Source organism: Nigerium massiliense (assembly GCF_000826085.1).
Classification (GTDB): Bacteria; Actinomycetota; Actinomycetes; order Propionibacteriales; family Propionibacteriaceae; genus Propioniciclava; species Propioniciclava massiliense.
In genome coordinates this window covers 920,391-938,336 of record NZ_CCYM01000002.1, presented here as the reverse complement: position 1 = coordinate 938,336, position 17,946 = coordinate 920,391, and the positions used below count along the sequence as shown (strand labels likewise).

The 17,946-nt window shown below is 68.6% G+C and carries 22 protein-coding genes; 8 read left to right on the top strand and 14 right to left on the bottom strand.

Going from position 1 to position 17,946, the window contains the following annotated elements; all coding sequences use genetic code 11:
• Window positions 1-6: 6 nt before the first annotated feature.
• Together BN1187_RS14835 and BN1187_RS05770 are read right to left on the bottom strand one after the other, a co-directional pair.
• Entirely contained in the window at window positions 7-465 is a 459-nt protein-coding gene (locus BN1187_RS14835; protein ID WP_235750599.1) for a hypothetical protein, read from the bottom strand.
• 40 nt (window positions 466-505) lie between these two features.
• Entirely contained in the window at window positions 506-1,090 is a 585-nt protein-coding gene (locus BN1187_RS05770; RefSeq protein WP_147675078.1) for a hypothetical protein, read from the bottom strand.
• A gap of 115 nt (window positions 1,091-1,205) precedes the next feature.
• Between BN1187_RS05770 and BN1187_RS05765 the strand changes: the two genes are divergently transcribed.
• The 3 genes from BN1187_RS05765 (at window position 1,206) to BN1187_RS05750 (ending at window position 4,126) form a co-directional block, all read left to right on the top strand.
• The gene (locus BN1187_RS05765; protein ID WP_040159465.1) at window positions 1,206-1,787 is read left to right on the top strand and encodes a TetR/AcrR family transcriptional regulator; all 582 of its coding nucleotides are present in this window, start codon (window positions 1,206-1,208) and stop codon (window positions 1,785-1,787) included.
• 1,027 nt (window positions 1,788-2,814) lie between these two features.
• Window positions 2,815-3,759: an aldo/keto reductase gene (locus BN1187_RS05755; protein ID WP_040159464.1), complete on the top strand. Its 945-nt coding sequence runs from the start codon at window positions 2,815-2,817 to the stop codon at window positions 3,757-3,759.
• A complete protein-coding gene (locus tag BN1187_RS05750; protein ID WP_218184572.1) occupies window positions 3,752-4,126 on the top strand; it encodes a MerR family transcriptional regulator in 375 nt (124 codons plus the stop codon). The genes BN1187_RS05755 and BN1187_RS05750 overlap by 8 nt, the downstream gene beginning before the upstream one ends.
• A 150-nt stretch (window positions 4,127-4,276) precedes the next feature.
• Here BN1187_RS05750 and BN1187_RS05745 read toward each other — a convergent pair whose 3' ends face one another.
• From BN1187_RS05745 to BN1187_RS05700, 10 genes are all read right to left on the bottom strand, one after another.
• The gene (locus BN1187_RS05745) at window positions 4,277-4,522 is read right to left on the bottom strand and encodes a DUF6290 family protein (protein WP_040159459.1); all 246 of its coding nucleotides are present in this window, start codon (window positions 4,520-4,522) and stop codon (window positions 4,277-4,279) included.
• 134 nt (window positions 4,523-4,656) lie between these two features.
• Window positions 4,657-4,839, bottom strand: a complete 183-nt coding sequence (locus tag BN1187_RS15185; RefSeq protein WP_052462342.1) for a dihydrofolate reductase family protein — start codon at window positions 4,837-4,839, stop codon at window positions 4,657-4,659.
• A gap of 38 nt (window positions 4,840-4,877) precedes the next feature.
• A complete protein-coding gene (locus BN1187_RS13805) occupies window positions 4,878-5,213 on the bottom strand; it encodes a dihydrofolate reductase family protein (RefSeq protein ID WP_052462341.1) in 336 nt (111 codons plus the stop codon).
• A gap of 252 nt (window positions 5,214-5,465) precedes the next feature.
• Window positions 5,466-5,684, bottom strand: a complete 219-nt coding sequence (locus tag BN1187_RS05735; protein ID WP_040159458.1) for a helix-turn-helix domain-containing protein — start codon at window positions 5,682-5,684, stop codon at window positions 5,466-5,468.
• Window positions 5,681-6,181 carry a DUF2975 domain-containing protein gene (locus BN1187_RS05730; protein WP_040159456.1) on the bottom strand — a complete coding sequence of 167 codons (501 nt, stop codon included), beginning with the start codon at window positions 6,179-6,181 and terminating at the stop codon, window positions 5,681-5,683. The genes BN1187_RS05735 and BN1187_RS05730 overlap by 4 nt, the downstream gene beginning before the upstream one ends.
• 204 nt (window positions 6,182-6,385) lie before the next feature.
• Window positions 6,386-7,648 (bottom strand): MFS transporter, encoded by a 1,263-nt coding sequence (locus tag BN1187_RS05725; RefSeq protein ID WP_052462340.1) that lies wholly within the window; start codon window positions 7,646-7,648, stop codon window positions 6,386-6,388.
• A 30-nt stretch (window positions 7,649-7,678) separates the two neighbouring features.
• Entirely contained in the window at window positions 7,679-8,113 is a 435-nt protein-coding gene (locus BN1187_RS14980; RefSeq protein WP_072041964.1) for a hypothetical protein, read from the bottom strand.
• Window positions 8,047-9,308 (bottom strand): IS3 family transposase gene (locus BN1187_RS05715; RefSeq protein ID WP_097677307.1). Its coding sequence is split into 2 segments (ribosomal slippage): window positions 8,047-8,960 and window positions 8,960-9,308, totalling 1,263 coding nucleotides; the frame shifts between segments, so codons are not numbered across the junction. Before BN1187_RS05715 ends, BN1187_RS14980 begins: the two co-directional genes overlap by 67 nt.
• A gap of 64 nt (window positions 9,309-9,372) precedes the next feature.
• Window positions 9,373-10,296, bottom strand: coding sequence for a translation factor GTPase family protein (locus BN1187_RS05705; protein ID WP_082034517.1), 924 nt, complete (start codon window positions 10,294-10,296; stop codon window positions 9,373-9,375).
• Window positions 10,297-10,313: 17 nt separating this feature from the next.
• Window positions 10,314-11,066, bottom strand: coding sequence for a GTP-binding protein (locus BN1187_RS05700; protein WP_072041963.1), 753 nt, complete (start codon window positions 11,064-11,066; stop codon window positions 10,314-10,316).
• A 406-nt stretch (window positions 11,067-11,472) separates the two neighbouring features.
• On the opposite strand from BN1187_RS05700, the gene BN1187_RS05695 reads away from it, so the two are divergent.
• From BN1187_RS05695 to BN1187_RS05680, 4 genes are all read left to right on the top strand, one after another.
• The gene (locus BN1187_RS05695; RefSeq protein WP_040159449.1) at window positions 11,473-11,859 is read left to right on the top strand and encodes a YciI family protein; all 387 of its coding nucleotides are present in this window, start codon (window positions 11,473-11,475) and stop codon (window positions 11,857-11,859) included.
• A 234-nt stretch (window positions 11,860-12,093) separates the two neighbouring features.
• Entirely contained in the window at window positions 12,094-12,840 is a 747-nt protein-coding gene (locus BN1187_RS05690; RefSeq protein WP_052462337.1) for a GAP family protein, read from the top strand.
• A 38-nt stretch (window positions 12,841-12,878) separates the two neighbouring features.
• Window positions 12,879-14,126 carry a sensor histidine kinase gene (locus tag BN1187_RS05685; RefSeq protein WP_157754746.1) on the top strand — a complete coding sequence of 416 codons (1,248 nt, stop codon included), beginning with the start codon at window positions 12,879-12,881 and terminating at the stop codon, window positions 14,124-14,126.
• Window positions 14,123-14,836, top strand: coding sequence for a response regulator (locus tag BN1187_RS05680; RefSeq protein ID WP_052462336.1), 714 nt, complete (start codon window positions 14,123-14,125; stop codon window positions 14,834-14,836). The genes BN1187_RS05685 and BN1187_RS05680 overlap by 4 nt, the downstream gene beginning before the upstream one ends.
• Window positions 14,837-14,995: 159 nt before the next feature.
• Here BN1187_RS05680 and BN1187_RS15180 read toward each other — a convergent pair whose 3' ends face one another.
• Window positions 14,996-15,283 carry a GrpB family protein gene (locus tag BN1187_RS15180; RefSeq protein WP_072041962.1) on the bottom strand — a complete coding sequence of 96 codons (288 nt, stop codon included), beginning with the start codon at window positions 15,281-15,283 and terminating at the stop codon, window positions 14,996-14,998.
• Window positions 15,284-15,299: 16 nt separating this feature from the next.
• Window positions 15,300-15,764: a MarR family winged helix-turn-helix transcriptional regulator gene (locus tag BN1187_RS05670; RefSeq protein ID WP_082034514.1), complete on the bottom strand. Its 465-nt coding sequence runs from the start codon at window positions 15,762-15,764 to the stop codon at window positions 15,300-15,302.
• A gap of 112 nt (window positions 15,765-15,876) precedes the next feature.
• Between BN1187_RS05670 and ftsH the strand changes: the two genes are divergently transcribed.
• Entirely contained in the window at window positions 15,877-17,862 is a 1,986-nt protein-coding gene (gene ftsH, locus BN1187_RS05665; RefSeq protein WP_052462334.1) for an ATP-dependent zinc metalloprotease FtsH, read from the top strand.
• Window positions 17,863-17,946 lie beyond the last annotated feature (84 nt).

Genomic DNA, 17,946 nt, shown 5'->3' with positions numbered 1-17,946 from the left:
CCCGGGTCACATCACAAAGGCAATCAAGAGGTCGACGCGGTCGCTCGTGTCCAACTCCGCCCGGAGTTCCGAACCGATGGAAGGCTCGCCATGGGCATTGGTCAGAAGAGCCGCATCAGCGAGAGGAATCGTGGGCCTGCGGCCGTGGGGCGGCCAACTCACCCGCCCGGGACCACCGGCCGCTCGCAACGCGGTCAACAGGCGTCCCTCCGACGGTGCGTGCTCAGGACTTTCCACGAACTCCATGAGCCGAGCCGCCAACTCAAGTTGCTCGGCCGGCGTCCGCTTCGAAGTGAGCCGGCTGACTACGGCGTCTCGAAGGTGCTGCCCGAGAACGTCGGGAAGATCCGCAGGGTCGATATCCGCGAACTCGGGCACGTGCGATTGAGTCGATAGTCGCTGCATCAAGGCGTCTGTCACCACACTCTCGTAGAGCCCGTCAGGAAGGACGTCATCCGCAGCCACGATCGAACTATGCCAGCCAGCTGGTGCGCCGTGACTCGGTTCAGACTGACTCTCGATCGGACGCCCACGCCAGCACCAACGCACCGACCAACATCAGGACACCGTGGGCGACGCGTCCGGCGGGGGCAACGAAGAATTGGGGAAGGTACGTCACCAACCCGACGGCGAGCGGAATGCCCGCCCAGCGAACGCGCCCGGCGCGCCACTGATCGATGCCGAGGCCGACGCCGGCGGCCGCCCATCCGAGCAGACCGAGCCCGAACACCGTCATGGCGGCGGGGCCGTAGCGGACGGCGTCCGCGATCGCCGGGACCGACTCGACGGGCGCGCTCAGGGCGACCCCGCGCAGCCCCAAGGACTCCGCGCCGTAGTACGGCAGCAGCAGCGCCGTCGACGCGGCCCCCAGCCAGGCGAGCCGGCGGCGTCCGGGCCGGCCATCGGACGCCAGCGCCCCGGTGAGCAGCGCGAAACCCGCCGCCCCGAGGCCGTGGGAGGCGAGCCACCAGGGCGAGGCGAAGGCGTCCGCCATGCCGGTCGCCGTGAACGCCTTGTCCGACCACGGACGCAGCGCCGGGAACAGGGCGAACGCCGCACCGGCCTCCACGAGAAGTGCATTCCGGTTCATGATTCCACTCCAATTCGAGAGCAACGCTCTCTGTTGATGGCGACGCTAGTCGACACCACCTTGCAATGCAAGAGCGGTGCTCACAGTTGCGGGATGGTCGTGGCAGACTGCCCCCATGGGAGTGCGCGAGGAGAACCGCGAACGGGTCGAGGCGGCGATCCGCGCGGCGGCGCGCGAGCAGATCCGGACCGTCGGCGGCGGGGCCCTCTCGATGCGGGCCATCGCCCGGGACGTCGGGCTGGTGTCGTCCGCGATCTACCGCTACTTCCCCACCCGCGAGGCGCTGCTGACGGCGCTGATCATCGAGAGCTACGGGTCCCTCGGGGACGCGCTGGAGACCGTCCGCGGCGAGGGCGCCGACCGCTGGCGCGACGCCGCGGTGGCGTTGCGGGGCTGGGCCACGGAACGCCCACACGAGTTCCAGCTGATCTACGGCACCCCGATCCCCGGCTACGCGGCCCCGCCCGAGACCATCCCGCTGGCCGGACGCGTGGCCGAGCCCTTCTTCGCGGCGGCCGGCATCGAGACGGCCGACCAACCGGACGCCGCGGGCGTCCTCGCCGCCCTCGCCGAGCTCATCGGCCTGCTCACCCTGGAGTTCGGCGGACACTTCGCCGGGGTGACCGACCCCGCCGAGCTGTACGCCTACGCGGTCGAACGCCAGGCGGGGGAACTCCCCCGGGAGCTGTCGGCGTGAAAACCTGGAGCTTTCGGCGGGTCAGTGCCGGCCGCCCTGATCGGTCGGGCCACCGGGGGCGAGGCCCGGGCCCTCTGGCCGCCCACCCGACACAGGTCTAGCGTGGGCACGTGAACGAAGAGCTCTCCGGCGCCTGCAGGCAGCGGGCATCCAAGTCGCCAGGGCCAACGAATCGGATCCGCACCGAATCATCGTCGTTTTGGACCGACTAGCCGATCGGGCGGATCCCGAAACTCAAAACATGGACGGGGACCGAAAGACTGGATTGGGAGGGGTGTCGGCCCTATCAAGTAAACCGCGTGACGACGAGCGGTTGCTGAGACATGAAATTGCTACCTTTGGAGTTGAACACCCCAACGTTTTGGCGAGTTTGGTGGAAGTCGCGCAAACCAGAGCGCGGCTCGGCCAAAGGCTGCTGCGTCGGTCTTCTCCGAACACCTCACGGCGCTTGAATTCGCAGGATTGGAAGGCCCGGTGACGGGGGGCTTGGGCTACCCGCACGGGATACGCCACTGCGCTGATCGCCACCGGGGGTCTCTGCAAGCAGCAGTTGTCTTACGGCCGCTCGTCGCTGATCAGGAGCGCGTCCTGGGGCCTGATCACCCCAACACCATGGCCACCCGGTACAACCGCGCCGGTACGCCTCCCGCCGCGGACAACCGCGGTGGTCCTCCGAACCGTCGAGGTTGATAGGCGAACCCGTCAAGCTGAGCAACGAATGACGCCACCGCGTGCCCACCGCCCTGGTCTGCTGCCCGGTGCCAGGCGCGCAGGTCCTTAAGCTGGCGAAGGCTGGGCACCCTATTTTCACCGCCGTGAATGACCTGACCGATGTCGAAGTGATCGACCTGCCCACCGACCACTGGCCCATGTGGAGCCGCACGGTGGCGCTCGCCGACGCGATCGTTCAGGCCGCATCTCACTGACTGGCTTCGGGCCCGGGTGGGAGGCCGGCCGCGTTGCTGGCTCCTTCTTCACGGCGCCCGGCATTGACTTGGACCTGGGTCCAACGGCTGCACTGGCTGCCATGAGCAAGAACAATTTCAGCATCGGTCGGCTCGACGTTGCTCCGATGGCGGTCGGCACCATGTACTTCGGCACTACCGTCGCGCAGCAAGATGCCTGGGCGTGTCTGGACGCCGCCCACGACGCAGGAGCCCGGTTCCTCGACACGGCCAACAACTACGCCTTCTGGGCCGGAGGCGTCGGGGACGAATCCGAAGACACCATCGGGCGGTGGCTGCACCGCCGCGGCTCGTCCGTTCGCGATGAGATGGTGATCGCCACCAAGGTGGGCGCCCGCCCGGCCGTCCCCGACGGAGGCCTGGACGACGTGCTGGGCCTGTCCGGCCGAGCCATCGCGGAACAGGTCGAGGGCAGCCTGCGGCGCCTGCAAACCGACCACATCGACATCCTGTACGCCCACATCGACGATCGCCGCGTCCCGCTCGACGAAACGCTCGGCGCTCTGGCCGACTGCGTCCGCAAGGGGCAGGCGCGCACGATCGCCGCCTCGAACCTCACCGCCGACCGGCTCCGACAGGCCCTCGAGGCGGGCCCGCGACCGGGCTACCAGGCGCTCCAGCAGCGATTCACCTATCTCGTGCCGGCGCCGGACGCCGACCTGGGCCCTCACGTCGTGCTGACGGACGAAGTCCGGGCGGTGTGCGAAGCTCACCACGTGACTTGTCTGGGCTATTCGCCCCTGCTGTCGGGCAGCTACACCCGCCCCGAGCGTCCGCTGCCCAGTGGTTACGCTCCGGACGCGCTGGACGCCCTCCACGACGTCGCCACGCAGGTCAACCTCGACGCTGGGCAGACGGTTCTGGCGTGGATGGTGAACCGGGCAGCCCCGGTCATCCCGGTGGTCGGCGTGTCCCGCCCTGAGCACGTCCGCTCCGCGTGGGCGGCCGTCACCACGCCACTCGATGCAGAGCAGACGCGTCGGCTGGATGATGCACGGCATGGATGAGGAACACTTCACGATTTCGCAGGTGGCTGCCCGGCTGGGGATCGAGGCCGACACGTTGCGCTACTACGAACGCCGGCACGTCGTGCCGTCGCCGTCCCGGGACGCGGCAGGGCGCCGCTGTTACGACGCGAACCAGGTGCACCTGCTCGAGGTGCTGCTCCATCTGAAGCGGACCGGGATGCCGTTGGCAGCCATCGCGGACTTCACTCGACTCGTTGCCACCGACCCCGACGGTGTCCCGGAGCGCCTGGCTCTCCTCCAGCAACACCGGGACCGCATTCTTGCCCAGCGCCGCATCCTCGAGGACTCCCTACAGGTCGTCGAACAAAAGATCCACGACTACCAAGCACGGCTCCAGCTTGATTAATGCGTCACGCTGGTGGCATGCCCCGGACGCCGGTGGCATCACGCTGACCACGTCTCGGCTGGTCTTGCGGCCTCGGGTTCAGTCAACTGGGCGCGGCCACTCCCGGTCGCGCTTTCGTGCGCTGCAACACCCGATCGACAGGTAAGCGCGTCAGGCGATCTTCTCGTCCTCCAGGCGGTCAAGAATCCAGGACCGGACGAGGGTGGAGGCTGGCAGGTGGCGTGCTTCAGCCACAGCCTCGACGCGCGCCTGCTCCTCGGCACTCAGCCGCACCGAGTACACCTTGGACCGGTTGGGACGAGCAACCTTCGCACCACTGGGGTAGTCGAGGTCACGCGTCTGTTCCGACTCGGCACGCAGGCGTGCCGCCAGACCGGAGTCAATCGTCTTCGCCATGTTCTTGCTCCTCTCGGAGCACCTCACTCATACACAGATTGTACTACGCTGTACTTCACGACGTATGTCACTCAAAGAACTTCGCGCAGACTCAAAGGTTGCCATCGCGATGACTCAAAGGCTCTGGGCGTGGCCTATGCGTTGGGCGTAGGTCGCAAGCGAAGGGTGACTGTCTCGCCCTCACGGACCGTTTCGACCAGCCTGAGGCGGTGCTGGGTGCCGCGGAAGAGCGGGATCCCGCTGCCCAGCATGATGGGAGCAACGTGGATCAGGAGCTCGTCGACGAGCCCGGCCTCAAGGGCAGACGAAGCGGTCATCGGACCCAGGATGGCAACGTCCTTGCCCCCGGCTGCCGTCAGGGCAGTGTCGACGGCCTCACGTATCCCGCCCAGCACGTATACGCCCTGCACCCCTTTGACCACCGGTGCTTCCTGCCGGGGTTGCTGGTCAGGACGAAGAAGGGACCGGAGTAGGCGCCACCGTAGAAGCCGGGTTGCTGTTCATCCTCGACGGCCATGGTCCTGCGGCCCACCACCAGTGCTCCGAGGCGAGGAACGAGGGACTTGGCGGTGGCGCCCCCGCCTGTGTCGAGGTCGAATACCCACTTCATTGTTTCGTCGGAGTCCGCGACGAAGCCGTCGAGACTCATGGTGGTGTGCCAGATGACGTCTGCGCGCCTGTCGTTGGTCATGCGACTGAAGGTAGGCGGTGGCTTGGCGACAGGATTGTCCGGTTGTGCTGACTTGATCACCGTCGGTCACGCGTGACTGCATGGTCACTTCCGAACAGGTCCATGGTCACACGCACGCAACTGCCGCTCTCAGCGCTCGGGGCACGCCGGGCTGACATAACTACTGCGAAGTCTCATTTTGCGGCACGCTCTACGTCTCACTTTCCTGACCAGAGGCGCGTGCCAGCGGCGGGACGAATTCCCGGGTGGACGTCAGGCCGGATCGTCCGTGGCGGGCAGGTATCGGATCAGTTGACCCGGTTCGCACTGAAGGACGCGGCAGATTGCGTCGAGCGTCGCGAACCTCACACCCCTGGCGTGTCCGTTCTTCAGGTTGGACATGTTGGCTTGGGTGATCCCCACCCGTTGAGCGAGCTCGGTGACAGTCATGTTGCGCTCGGCGAGGACCTCGTCCAGTGTCACCTTGATCACACGAACTCCTCCAGTTCACGCTTCACCGCTTCCGCCGAACGCACCTGGCCCAGCAGTGCGCGTAGGACAAGGGCTGCCGCGAGACACGCCAGCCCGCCGGCCAGAAGACCGTAGAAGACGAGAGGGGGCGCCGCCTGTAAGCCCACGGCCAAGTAGGCGTCGATCCCGAGGAACGTGGCTGCGGCGATGATGAAGCTCACCGTTGCAAGGCCCAGAGGGCGTGCCGATGCCTCGCTGAGGAACTCACCGGCCCGTCCAAGCGCGATGAGGCGCCAGAGCGAACCCAGCACCACAAGACCGGCGACGGAAGCCACTTCCAGGAGCGCCACGAAGGGCCACCGCAGATACGCCACCTCGGGGTAGGCGTCGGCCGCTTGTGATGCCATGACTGGGATGAGGACGAGCATCGTGCATGCGATGCCTAGCGCGAGCGCGAGGATCAGTCCCCGGAGCGCAGTAGCGAGTCCGAGCGCAAGTTTGGACCGTTCGTTCGTCATGGCCGCAGGCTAGGCGGATCCATATCGTAAAACAATATGATCAGAGTCTCTCCTTGAGGACCGCAGCCCGACACCGCGCCCCCATGCCGCGTCCGCGCGAGGCACATTGAGCTGACATAACTCGGTCAGGTTCGTTGTGTTGCGCGGGGCAGGTCTTGCTCTCCTGACTAGGGGCCAGTTGAACTTCATCACCGGGCAGACGATCTACGTCAGTGGCGGCCCGACCTGATCGCGGCGAGCCCCTCGCATCGCCATCAGGCCGGCGAGCAGGAAGAGGCCGCCCGAGATCAGGAAGGCCGTGTCTGCCCCGAGGCTGAACGCGGCGAGGGCGGCCGCGCAGACGATTTCACCGAGGTATTCGGCTTGGCCGAAGAAGGAGTGCACGGTCGCCCTGCTGGCGGAGTTGGCCCGCCGGTTGACCCACAGTGTTGTGATGTTGCCGACGAGAACGGCGGCTACGCCGGTGAAGAGCAGGGTGCCGGCGACGCCGGCAGGGAGCCCTTGCCCGAGTGCGAGCAGCAGGCAGCTGACGAAACCTACGGCAAGCGCGAGCATCAGGGTGGTGGAGGCGGACCGGTCTGTGCCGATGCGTCGCGTGATGAGCCGGGTGCAGGCTGTGCCGATCAGCAGTCCGGAGATGCCGAGGTCGGTCCACCACAGGGTTCCGGTGGTGGAGGTGGGGAAGCCCAGTTGCTCCAGGCGCAGGGGGTAGATCCTGCCGATGGAGTCGAAGGCGCCGTTCGCGAGGACCGTGATGCCCAGCAACAGCATCAGCACCGGATCGTGGCGGGTCATCAGCACCGGATCGTGGCGGGTGGTGTGCCACCCGTCGAGCAGAACGCGTCCGGCTTGCTGGAACGGTCGGTGCGGGGTGCCTTGGAAGCCGTGTTCGGGGAAGAACACAGCTACCAAGACTCCGAGGAGGGCCATCACGACCCCCGCCCCGACCATGGTGGTTAGTCGGCCGGCGATAGCGCCCACCAGGCCTGCTGCCACCATGCCCACGGCTGACCCGAGAAGGGCTGCCTGCATGCCGCCGGTGAGGATGCGGGTGATGGCCTTCTCATCGTTGATTTCATCGGTGATCCAGGCGATGTCGGCTCCGGAGGAGAACGTCCAGGAGATGCCGTTGAGGGTGTTGGCGAGCAGCAGCGGCCAGAAGGCTGGGAACAGTCCTGCGGTGATCATGGCTGTCGCTCGTAGGGCGTGGAAGATGACCAACGACCATTTGCGGCTCATCACGTCGGCGATCACGCCGGCGGGCAGTTCCATCAAGATCGACCCGACGCCTTGGGTGGCAGCGATGATGAGTAGTTGCTGGGCGTCGAGGTGGGCGTCGGCGACCATCGAGAAGCTGGTCAGAAGCCACCACCCTTGGTAGACGCCAGACCGGGTCGCGTTCCAGCTCCAGTAGAGCCGGGCGACGTGGGTGAGGCGCGACGCGCCGGGATCATGCGGTTGGGCCATGGTGCGTCCTGGATGTTGATCGGAAGGGGGTCAGCGTGGGTTGGTGCGCTGCCACAGGTTGGTGTTCAGGGGATCGGGGCCATAGCGCGGCCGCTGGGGGGTTCGCCCTGTGATCGGCTGGAAGTGGGACTGCTCGATGGTGATGACGGGTTCCCCTCGGGACTCATCCGGCAGGGAGGTGGTGATCGCGCGGGTGAAGCGGGCGGCAAGTCTTCCGCGGATCGTGACGCGATCGTCCTCGGGTGCTATGTCGGTGACGGTCGCTTCGTGGCGTCCCAGCAGTGCGAGCACAGCGTCAACGGTCTGAGGGGTCGTTTCGACGGTGAAGGCGTTGATGGGTTCGCAGACCGTCGTTCCGGCGTGGGGCCCTACCCCCGGAACTTGGACACAGGGTGTGATTACGCGGCGGTCGGCAGCGTAGCGGCCCGGCGGGCCTCGTAGGTGGACGGGGACAGGTAGCCGCACCAGGTGTGACGGCGGCGGGTGTTGTAGCGGACGAGCCACCTGAAGACCTGCCGGCGGCAGGTCAGCTCGTCCGTCCAGCAGGCGGCGTCCTGAAGGACCTCGCGCTTCATCGTGGCGTTGAACGACTCCGCGAGCGCGTTGTCGGCGGACGATCCGATGCCGCCCATGGATTGGGTGACACCGAGCTTCCTGCACAGCTTGGCGTAGGCCTTGGAGCAGTAGACCGACCCGTGGTCGCTGTGGAAGATCGCGCCCTTGAGGCTGCCCCGGGTCGCGGCCGCTGCGTTGAGGGCGTCCTCCACGAGCTCGGTGCGCATGTGGTCGGCGATCGCCCAGCCGGCGAGCCGGCGTGAGTAGCAGTCGATCACGGTCGCCAGGTACAGGTTCGTCCCGTCGGCCAACGGCAGGTAGGTGATGTCCCCGACGTAGCGCCGGTTCGGGCGCTCGGCGGTGAAGTCCCGCTTGAGCAGATCCAAATACTTCTGCCCCGACGGCTCGGGGATCGTGGTCCGCACCCGCCGCTTCTTCGCGTAGCCACGGATGCCCTCGAGCCGCATCACCCTGGCCACGCGCTTGTGGTTCACGCGCTCACCGGCAGGGGCGTAGTCGTTGAGCTCGGCGGTGATCCGCGGCGCCCCCTGGGTGTCGTCCTCGGCATGAACGGCCCTGATCCGCGTCGCGAGCTCAGCATCTGCCCGGGCGCGCTCTGCGCGAGCGGGGGCGGCGTTGAGCCAGGCGTAGTAGGACGAGCGCTCGATCTCGACGAGCGCGCACAGTCGCTTCACCTCGAAGGTGGCGGAGTTGTCGGCGACGAACTGGAAGCGACTCACCAGCGCGTCTCCCCGGCGAAATACTTGGCCGCCCGCTGGAGAATCTCCCGCTCGGTGGTGAGCTTGGTCGTCTCGGCACGTAGCGCCGCGTTCTCGGCCTCGAGTCGGGCGATCCTCTGCTCGGGCGCCTCACCCTCGGGTACCGCGGGGCTCGGCCCTGGAGGCTTGGACTGCAACGGGCTGGAGGTCAGCGTTCCGTCGGCGGCGGTCTTCTTGCCCGTCCCGTAGACCTCGAGCCAGCCCCGCAGCGTGCCGCGCACGATACCGAGGTCCTCGGCGATGCCGCGGACCGTGGCGCCCCGGGTGGACTCGTACAAGTCGACGGCCTGACGACGAAACTCCTCGGAGTAGTTCTTCCTGGCCATGGTTCTCGGATCATCTCGCTTCCCCAGCACCACGTGCTGGATTCAGCGTGTCCAAGAACCGGGGTCAGGCCCCGTGGGCCAGCGCACGGTGGACCAGCATGGGTGCAAGGTTCCGGAAGTCGGCGCCCACCGACGACATGGACTTGTCGAATTTCCGGTGGGCATGGCTTTGCCTGGCCGAGTAGCCGGTTCTGGTGATGGTGACCTGGGCGTCTGGGATCGGCCAGCCGTAGCGTCCCTGGCTCAGACCGGCCCTGATACCAGCCTCAGCCGCGGTGAAGAAGGCGGGCGGCATCGAGCCGCGCTCCACCGCCAGCTGCACGCGCAGCCCTGAGCCGGCGGGTGCCGGCGCGACCCGCAGCCCGAGCGTGGCGAGGTAGGCCGAGTCGCCCTCCTTCATGTCTGCGACAGCTTCGGCCGCACCGTCGACGCGCTCGATACGACGCACCGTCGTCTCCTGGAACCGCACCGTGATGCCGAACTGGTCGGCAAGTAGACTGCTCAGCACGTCCTTTTGGACCTCACCGAAGAGGCTGACAGCCACCTCCCCGCCGTCCTCCACTCGCAGCCCTATCAGCGGGTCCTGCTCAGTCAGCGTCGTCAACGCAGCGAACATCCGCCCGCGATCAGCAGGATCGATCGGCTCGACAACCGCCTCGAAGTTCGCCTCGGGCAGCCAGCCAGAATCCGCGTTGCGGCCACGCTGGCCGAGCCAGTCGCCGATGCGTGCGCCACTCAGCCCGCGCAGCCGGGCAATGTCGCCCGGCCCAGCGCCGCGCGGCTCGCTTCCGTGGGGGGCGACGACCTCCAGGCGCGTCACCCGCTGCACCGAGCTTCCGTCGACCAGCACCTGGTCCCGCATGTGCAGCTCGCCCGAGAACAGCCGTGCCCACACCACACGGCCGTGAGCGTCGTTGTCGATCTTGAACACCAGCGCCGACAACGGAGCCGCGGGGCCGGGCCGCGTCCCTGCTGGGAAGCGGCGCATCCAGACCAACAGATCAGCTATGCCGCACCAGTGATCGCCGAGCCAGCCACCACCGGAGTGACCCGTCCCGCTCGCCAGCCACCCACGAGCACCTCGGCCAGCTGATCGACAGACGCCTTTCCAGCGAGGACCGACTCGAACAACTCAGAGTCGGTGTCGGCCAAAGGGTCGCGGACGCTGGGCTCGTCAAGGGGCCGGGGGGCGACCGTCACCTCTCGATCGCCCGGCGTGGTCACCTGGGACAACATCACCGGACTCCGGCCCGAGCCTCGGGTCAGCCGGTACGCGACCTCGCGAAACACCCGCTCGGGGTCAGCGCCGCGACGATCGACTTTGTTGATGAACACGATGACCGGCACACCCAGACGTATCAGGACACGCCACAGCACCACAGTCTGGGGTTGGACGCCCTCAACCGCGGAAACCACCAGCACGACCGAGTCCAGCACAGCCAAGCTTCGCTCCACCTCGGCGATGAAGTCGGCGTGGCCAGGGGTGTCTACAAGGTTGATCTGGACCTGGTTGCCAATGTGGCTGTCGCCCAGCCAGAAAGATGCGATGTTCGTGCGGACTGTGATCCCACGGCTTCGCTCGATGTCCATCGAGTCTGTCTGGGACGTGCCGGCATCGACGCTGCCGACCGCAGTGATCGCGCCGCCTTCAAACAGCAGCCGTTCGGTCAGGCTGGTCTTGCCGGCATCAACGTGGGCTAAAACACCCCAATTAGCGGCGTGAACCGCCCGCGGGGCGCAAGGAATGGGTTCGGACAACTGACTGCTCCAAGAGGGCCGAGAGAACGATCGCGTGGGCAGTCGAGCGCTTCACGGTGACTCCTCTTGTAGATCCGAACCAGTCCCAGCTTGGACGACACGGAAATCTGGCGCAACTGACCCCCCGGAACTAGATCGGCGGACAGCGAACGCCCACCCGCCCACGTCACGACCGTGATGACCCGCCCGCAAGCCTCAAACGTTCAGCGACAGATGCGACCCCGGCGACATGGCGAATTGGATCGACCCGAGCGGAGATGGCCAACGGTTGACCCCTTCCTGGGCCCCAGTAGCCCTGCGGCCACGCCGGTTGCTGGCACCAGCATCTGGTGTCGAATCTGCTGGGATGGTTTCGACGTTCGAGGGACAGGGCAATCAGTGCCCTGCTGATCCAAGGAGCACCGTCATGAAATTCGTCATCCTGATCCACTCCAATCCCCAACCGTGGGCGCACCCGACCAGCGAACACACCCGTGAGTACGCGGCCCTGCCCCAGGAGAAGAAGGATCAACTGAGTGCCCACTGGGATGAGGTCTACGGGCAGGCCGACGCCAACGGCGAAATCGTCTACGGCTGCCCCCTCGGAGACCCGAATACGGCCCGCGTCTTCCACTACACGGACCATCCGATGCCCAGCGACGGGCCTTACGCGGAGACCAAGGAACACCTGGCCGGATTCTTCGTCATCGACGTCGACTCCCAAGAGCGCGCCGAGCAGATCGCGGAGGCCTTCTCCTGCCCCGGCGACACCGTCGAGCTCCGCCCCGTCATGCGGCCCGGCGACGAAGCCTGAGCATCGGCCGTGACGCCCAGCGGTGCGAGCTGACTGGAGGACGTGTGGCGCCGGGACGGGTCCCACGTTCTCGCCGCACTGCTGCGGCACGGTACGTCGCTCGCCGATAGCGAGGATGCAGCGCAGGAGGCCCTGCTGGCCGTCAGCTCCCTGCACCTTTGGTCTCGTTCCGGACCCGGACGCGCGCAACTTTCGCCAGATGACGGTCCCGGCGTCCGGCCCGAGGCTGGATACATGGCCGCCTCGTTCCTGTTCGACATCCCCCTCGCCCTCCTCGGAACGCTCGTCGTCCTGGCGCTGGTCGATTCCACCTCCGTCGGCACGCTGGGGATCCCGGCGTTGATGCTGGCCCCCAGCCGCCTGCGTCCGGCGGCCGTGCTCGTGTACCTCCTGACGATCGCGTCCTTCTACTTCGCCGTGGGATTGTTGCTGCTCACCGGCGTCACCGCCGGGCTGGAGGCGGTGCTCCCGCGGATCCCTCAGCGGGTTCAGGCCGTCGCCGTGGTGGTCCTCGGGGTGGCGCTGTTCGCCCTGAGCTATGCCGTGGCGCCCTCCTCCCCCGAGGCGCGCGAGGCGAAGCGCCGCCGGCGCGCCGAGAACCCCGGCCCCGTGCAACGCGCCCTCGCCTCGGTGTTGGGCGAGCGCGCCACGCTGAGGTCCGTCATCCTGCTCGCGGTCGCCGCCGGCGTGGCCGAGCTCACAATGATGGTGCCCTACCTGGGCGCGATCTCCATGATCGCCGCCTCGCCGCTGGGCGCCGCGGGGAAGGTGACGGTCCTGGGCGGCTACGTGCTCGTCATGATCGCCCCCGCCGCGGTGCTGTTCGTGGCCCGGCTGGCCCTGTCCCGGCACATTCAGCCGACGCTCGAGCGCGTCGGGGCGTGGGTGACGCGATCCGCGGACACGACCATCGGCTGGGTGATGGGCATCCTGGGCGTCGTGTTCGTGGTCAACGGGGTCGGCTGGCTGGTCAACGGATGAGGCAGGATGGGGTGCCACCGTCACAGGCAGGAGTGCTCGTGGACACGCCCCCGGCCGCCCCCGGACGCGGCTCCGTGCTGCCCGATGAGGATCCCCGCGTCCCGGCCGTGCGGCCCTTGGACGCAGTGGTGGCCCTCACCTACGCGGCCGTGGGGGTCCTGACCTACACCCTCGTGCGACCCGGGTCGTCCTTCGGCCCCGACCCCGTCCCCGTGTGGCTGTGGCTGCCTCTGGTGCTGCTGGGGTCGGTCGCGGTGTTGAACCGGACGCGCTGGCGTCCGGCGGCGCTCGTGCTCGCCGTTCTGGTGCCGGTCATGTACATGCTCAACGGCGGGGTGTTCACCGTCCTGTTGCTCGTGGAGCTCGCCTATGCGGTGGCCCTGAGCGGGCGGCGCGCCCACCGGCTGGCCCTCGCCGCGTACGCCGTGGTGCTGGCGAGCGGCACCCTGGCGAGCGATCTGGGGGGCGGGGCGCCGCCCCTGGTGGCGATGATGTCCGCGCTCCTCGTGCTCGCGACGGTGGCCCTGGGCGCCTGGTGGGGCGGCGACGTCCGCGTGCTGGGCGCCGAGGTGTCGCGGGAACGGGAGCGCTCCCGGCTGCTGGCCGCCGTCGCCGAGGTGGAGCGCGACGCTGCGGCCGCGCGGGCCGAGCTCGCGCGGGCCGAGCAGCGCGTCGCCATGGGCCGCGACCTCCACGACGTGGTCGCCGGACGCCTCGCCGCCATCTCGCTGCAGACGGCGCGGCTGCTCGACCGTGACCTCCCCGACGAAGCCGCCCGGTCCCTCGTCGAGGACGCGCACGCGTGCGCCGTCGCGACCCAGGGCGAGGTCCGCGCCATGATCGACGACCTGTCCCGTGCCACCTCACCCGGTGGCACCGCCGGGTCCCCCGGGACGGCCAGCCGCGAGGACCTCGCCCGCGTCGTCGACTGGGCCGACGGGCTCGGGACGCGGCTGGAACTGAGCGACACGGCCGGGGACACCCGCGAGGCCGGGACGTTGCGCCTGGTGGCCCAGGAGGCCGTCGCCAACGCGCTGCGCCACGCCGGCCCCGGCCGCGGCTCCGTCCGCCTGGTCGACACCCTGGACGCCGCGACGCTGGAGGTGGTCAACGACCTGGCCGACGGCATCCCTTTGGGGTCCGGGCGCGACGACGGCTCGGACGGCTTCGGTCTGAGCAACATGCGTCAGCGCGTCGAGCAGCTGGGCGGTAGGTTCGCGGCCGGTGCGGACGGCGACGTGTGGCGCGTGCGGGCCCGCATCCCACGGCGGGAAGGACGATCATGAGCGGCACGGGCGAGCCGGGGGCGGCGGCCGCGGAGCCGGCGGAGGAACGCACCGCGGCGTCCGAACGACCGGTGCGCGTCCTGGTGGTCGACGACGACCCCTTCGTGCGGCGCGCGGTCGGCGGCGTGGTGTCCGACGACCCGGGCCTCGACCTGGCCGCGTCCTGTGCCTCGGGCGAGGAGGCCCTCGCCTGGCTCGGCGAACCGGGGAACCGGGCCGACGTCGTCCTCACCGACCTGCAGATGCCTGGACGCGACGGCGTGGCGACCACCTCGGCCCTGCGGGCGCTGCAGGATCCCCCGCAGGTGGTCGTGCTGACCGTCAGCTCCGACCAGGCTCAGGTGCGGGCGGCGCTCCGCGCCGGGGCGGCGGGCTACCTCGTCAAGTCCGCGCCGCCGCGGGAGATCGTCGCGGCCGTGCGCCGCGCCCACGCCGGGGAGTCCGTGCTCTCCCCCGAGGTCACGCGCGGGGTGGTGGAGGGCTTCCTCGAGGGCGCCCCCGCGCCCACCGCCGCGGACGCCTGGCGCGACGCCCTCACCCCGCGCGAGGCCCAGATCGCGCTCGCCGTCGCGCGCGGGCTGTCCAACCAGGAGATCGCCGCCGAGCTCGGCACGACCCTCCCCACGATCAAGACCACCGTCTCCCGGATCCTGACCAAGCTCGGGCTGGAGAACCGCGTCCAGGTGGCGCTGCGCGTCCACGGGCTCTGACGGTCTTCGAGCGCGGCCGACTTTCGAGCCTCGGTGGAGGCTGCCGAAGACGCCTTCGCAGCCTTGTACGGCCTCACCTGAAGGCGCGCTCTCGTCGAGATCGGGACCGTTTTAGGCCGAATCGAGTAGGCGCCGCACGATGGAACCTTTGGCAGCCGTCTAGGTCGTCCACGAGTCTGCCGTGGCGGCGGCCTTCAGCTTCGCCTGCAGGTACTCGTCGCGGGCGACCGGGTCCTTGCGGAGAAGATCACGAAAGGCGAGCCTGCGACGCCACTCGTCTTGACGGGTTCGCCCTGAACGTGATCGCAGAGCAACAAGATTCCGCCGCCCTCCGGCAAATCGCGCATGCCCGCGTCGACGAGTTGCTCCGCTGAGACGACTGAGTGACCACACGGTCGAGGACGCCAGCGCAGCAGTCCTGCAAACCGCTCGCCTGTACGCCGACATCTTCGACAGCTAGGCGCTACTGACCGAGCGCGTCCCCACCGCCGTTGAGGCGGGTGTCGATCTCGCCGAGCCGGTCGAACACGCGGACCAGGGCGCGCAGGTCCTCGACGCTCAGGTGCGGAAGGGTGCGGCGCAGATAGTCCATGCCGCTCTCGTCGAGACGATCGAGCAGCGCGCGTCCGGCGGGGGCGACCGTGATGCGCTTGCGGCGCCGGTCGCCGGGGTCCTCCTCACGGACCAGGTGCCCACGCTTGACCAGGCGATCGACCGAGATCGTCACCGTCGACGGCGTCACGCCGAGCGCGACAGCCAGGTCGAGCACGGACGCGCTGCCCGCGGCGTCCACCGCGTTCAGCAGCCGCAACTGCGGAACCGTCATGTCTCCGTCGGCCAGCGCCGTCCCGGACTGCTGAACCATCAGCCGTCGCAGCAGGCGCTGCTGCCCCAGCACGCGATCAAGCAGTTGGTCCTTTTCGCTCATTCCCACCTCCGGACCAGAACACTATCTCAACCGAGTCCAACTGTTGACACCGTTCGTGCCATTTCCTCTAGTCTATTGTTTAGATCAGAGCTAACTGTTTGAGGAGCTACTCATGTCGACCTCCACCGACCAGGCGTCTCAGCCGCCCGATCGCGATCCGGCGAAACCTTGGCGCACCGAGGGGCTCGCCGACGAGCCCGAGACGAAGCAGCAGCGCCCGCCGAGGCCGCCGTGGTGGCGCATCGCGATCTGGGCCCTCGCCTTCTATCTGCTGTCGTTCCTGTTCTTCTCCTGGCAGGACGCCGCCGTCGCCCCGGCAACCGTCCCCTACAGCGAGTTCACCGCCCAGGTGCAGGCGCACAACGTCCAGGAGGTCTACTCCCGCGGCGACACCATCCAGGGCAAGCTGAAGGGCGCCGCGGCGCTGCCCGGCGGCAAGGAGGGCCAGACCTACGAGCAGTTCACCACCGAGCGCCCGACCTTCGCCCGAGATGACCTGCTGGCCGAGTTGAGCGCCGGGGGCGCCGTGGTGCGGGCCACCCCCGTCGTCGAGCAACGCGGACCGATCGCGAACTTCCTGCTCGCGTTCGGGCCGATGCTGCTGCTGATCGGGCTGTGGTGGTGGGCCTCCCGGCGCATGCAGAAGGCGGCCGCAGAGGGCTTGGGCGGCCTAGGCGGCCTAGGCGGGCTCGGCGGCGGCAAGAAGAAGGTCGAGGCCGTCGACCCCGAGAAGGTGCGCGTCACCTTCGACGACGTCGCGGGCATCGACGAGGTCGAGGCCGAGATCGCCGAGGTCGTCGACTTCCTCAAGAACCCCGAGAAGTACCGCCGCCTCGGCGCGAAGGCCCCCAGCGGCGTCCTCCTGTCGGGCGAGCCCGGCACAGGCAAGACCCTGCTCGCGCGGGCGACCGCCGGCGAGGCGGGCGTCCCGTTCTTCTCGGCGAGCGCGTCCGAGTTCATCGAGATGATCGTCGGCGTCGGCGCCCAGCGCGTCCGCGAGCTGTTCGACGAGGCGCGCAAGGTGGCGCCGTCCATCATCTTCATCGACGAGATCGACACCATCGGACGCGCCCGCAGCGGCGCCCGCTCGATGGGCGGCAACGACGAGCGCGAACAGACGCTGAACCAGATCCTGACCGAGATGGACGGCTTCGACGGCTCCGAGGGCGTCGTCGTGATGGCGGCTACGAACCGGGCGGACGTCCTCGACCCCGCGCTGACCCGACCGGGGCGCTTCGACCGTCAGATCACCGTGCAGACCCCCGACGTCAACGGGCGGGAGCAGATCCTCGGCGTGCATGTCCGCGACGTGCCGCTGGCGTCCGACGTGAACCTGACGGAGATCGCCCAGACCACACCCGGCATGACGGGCGCCGAACTGGCCAACCTCGTCAACGAGGCCGCCCTCACCGCGGCCCGGCGTGAGGGCAACCACGTCACCCAGGCCGACTTCATGGAGGCCCTCGAGCGCGTCCAGCTCGGTGCCGCCCGCGGCATCCTCATCGAGCCCGAAGAGCTTCGCAAGACCGCCTACCACGAAGCCGGTCACGCGCTGCTCGGCATGCTGCGCCCGGGCGCCGACCCGGTGCGCAAGATTTCCATCATCCCCCGCGGGCACGCCCTGGGCGTGACGCTGAGCACGCCCGACCGCGACCGCTACGGCTACAACGAGGAGGACCTGCGCGACCGCATCATCGGCGCCCTCGGCGGCTGGGCGGCCGAGAAGACCGTCTACGGATCGACGACCACGGGTGTCGACAACGACCTGGAGAAGGTGACGTCCATCGCCCGCAACATGGTCGGACGCTGGGGCATGTCGAAGGAGGTCGGCGCGATCACGGCGTTGAGCCGCGACGTCGACCCGCGCCAGCTCGGCATCTCCGAGGCGACGCTCGAGGCCGTCGACGACGAGGCGCGCCGCATCATCCAGGAGTGCCAGGACGAGGCCCTGCGCATCCTGGACGCCAACCGCGACCGCCTCGACGGCATCGTCGCGGCCCTGATGGAGAAGGAGACCCTGGACGAGGCCGAGGCCTACACGGCCGCCGGGCTGGAGCGCCCGCAGCCGGTGCGCCAGCCCGCCCGTCCGCAGAACTGACGGGCGGGGGCGGTCCGGTTTGGGGCCGGTGGGGTTCAGTGTCCCCACCGGCCCCGGTGCCGTCGGGGGTCCGCTGGTCCTGGT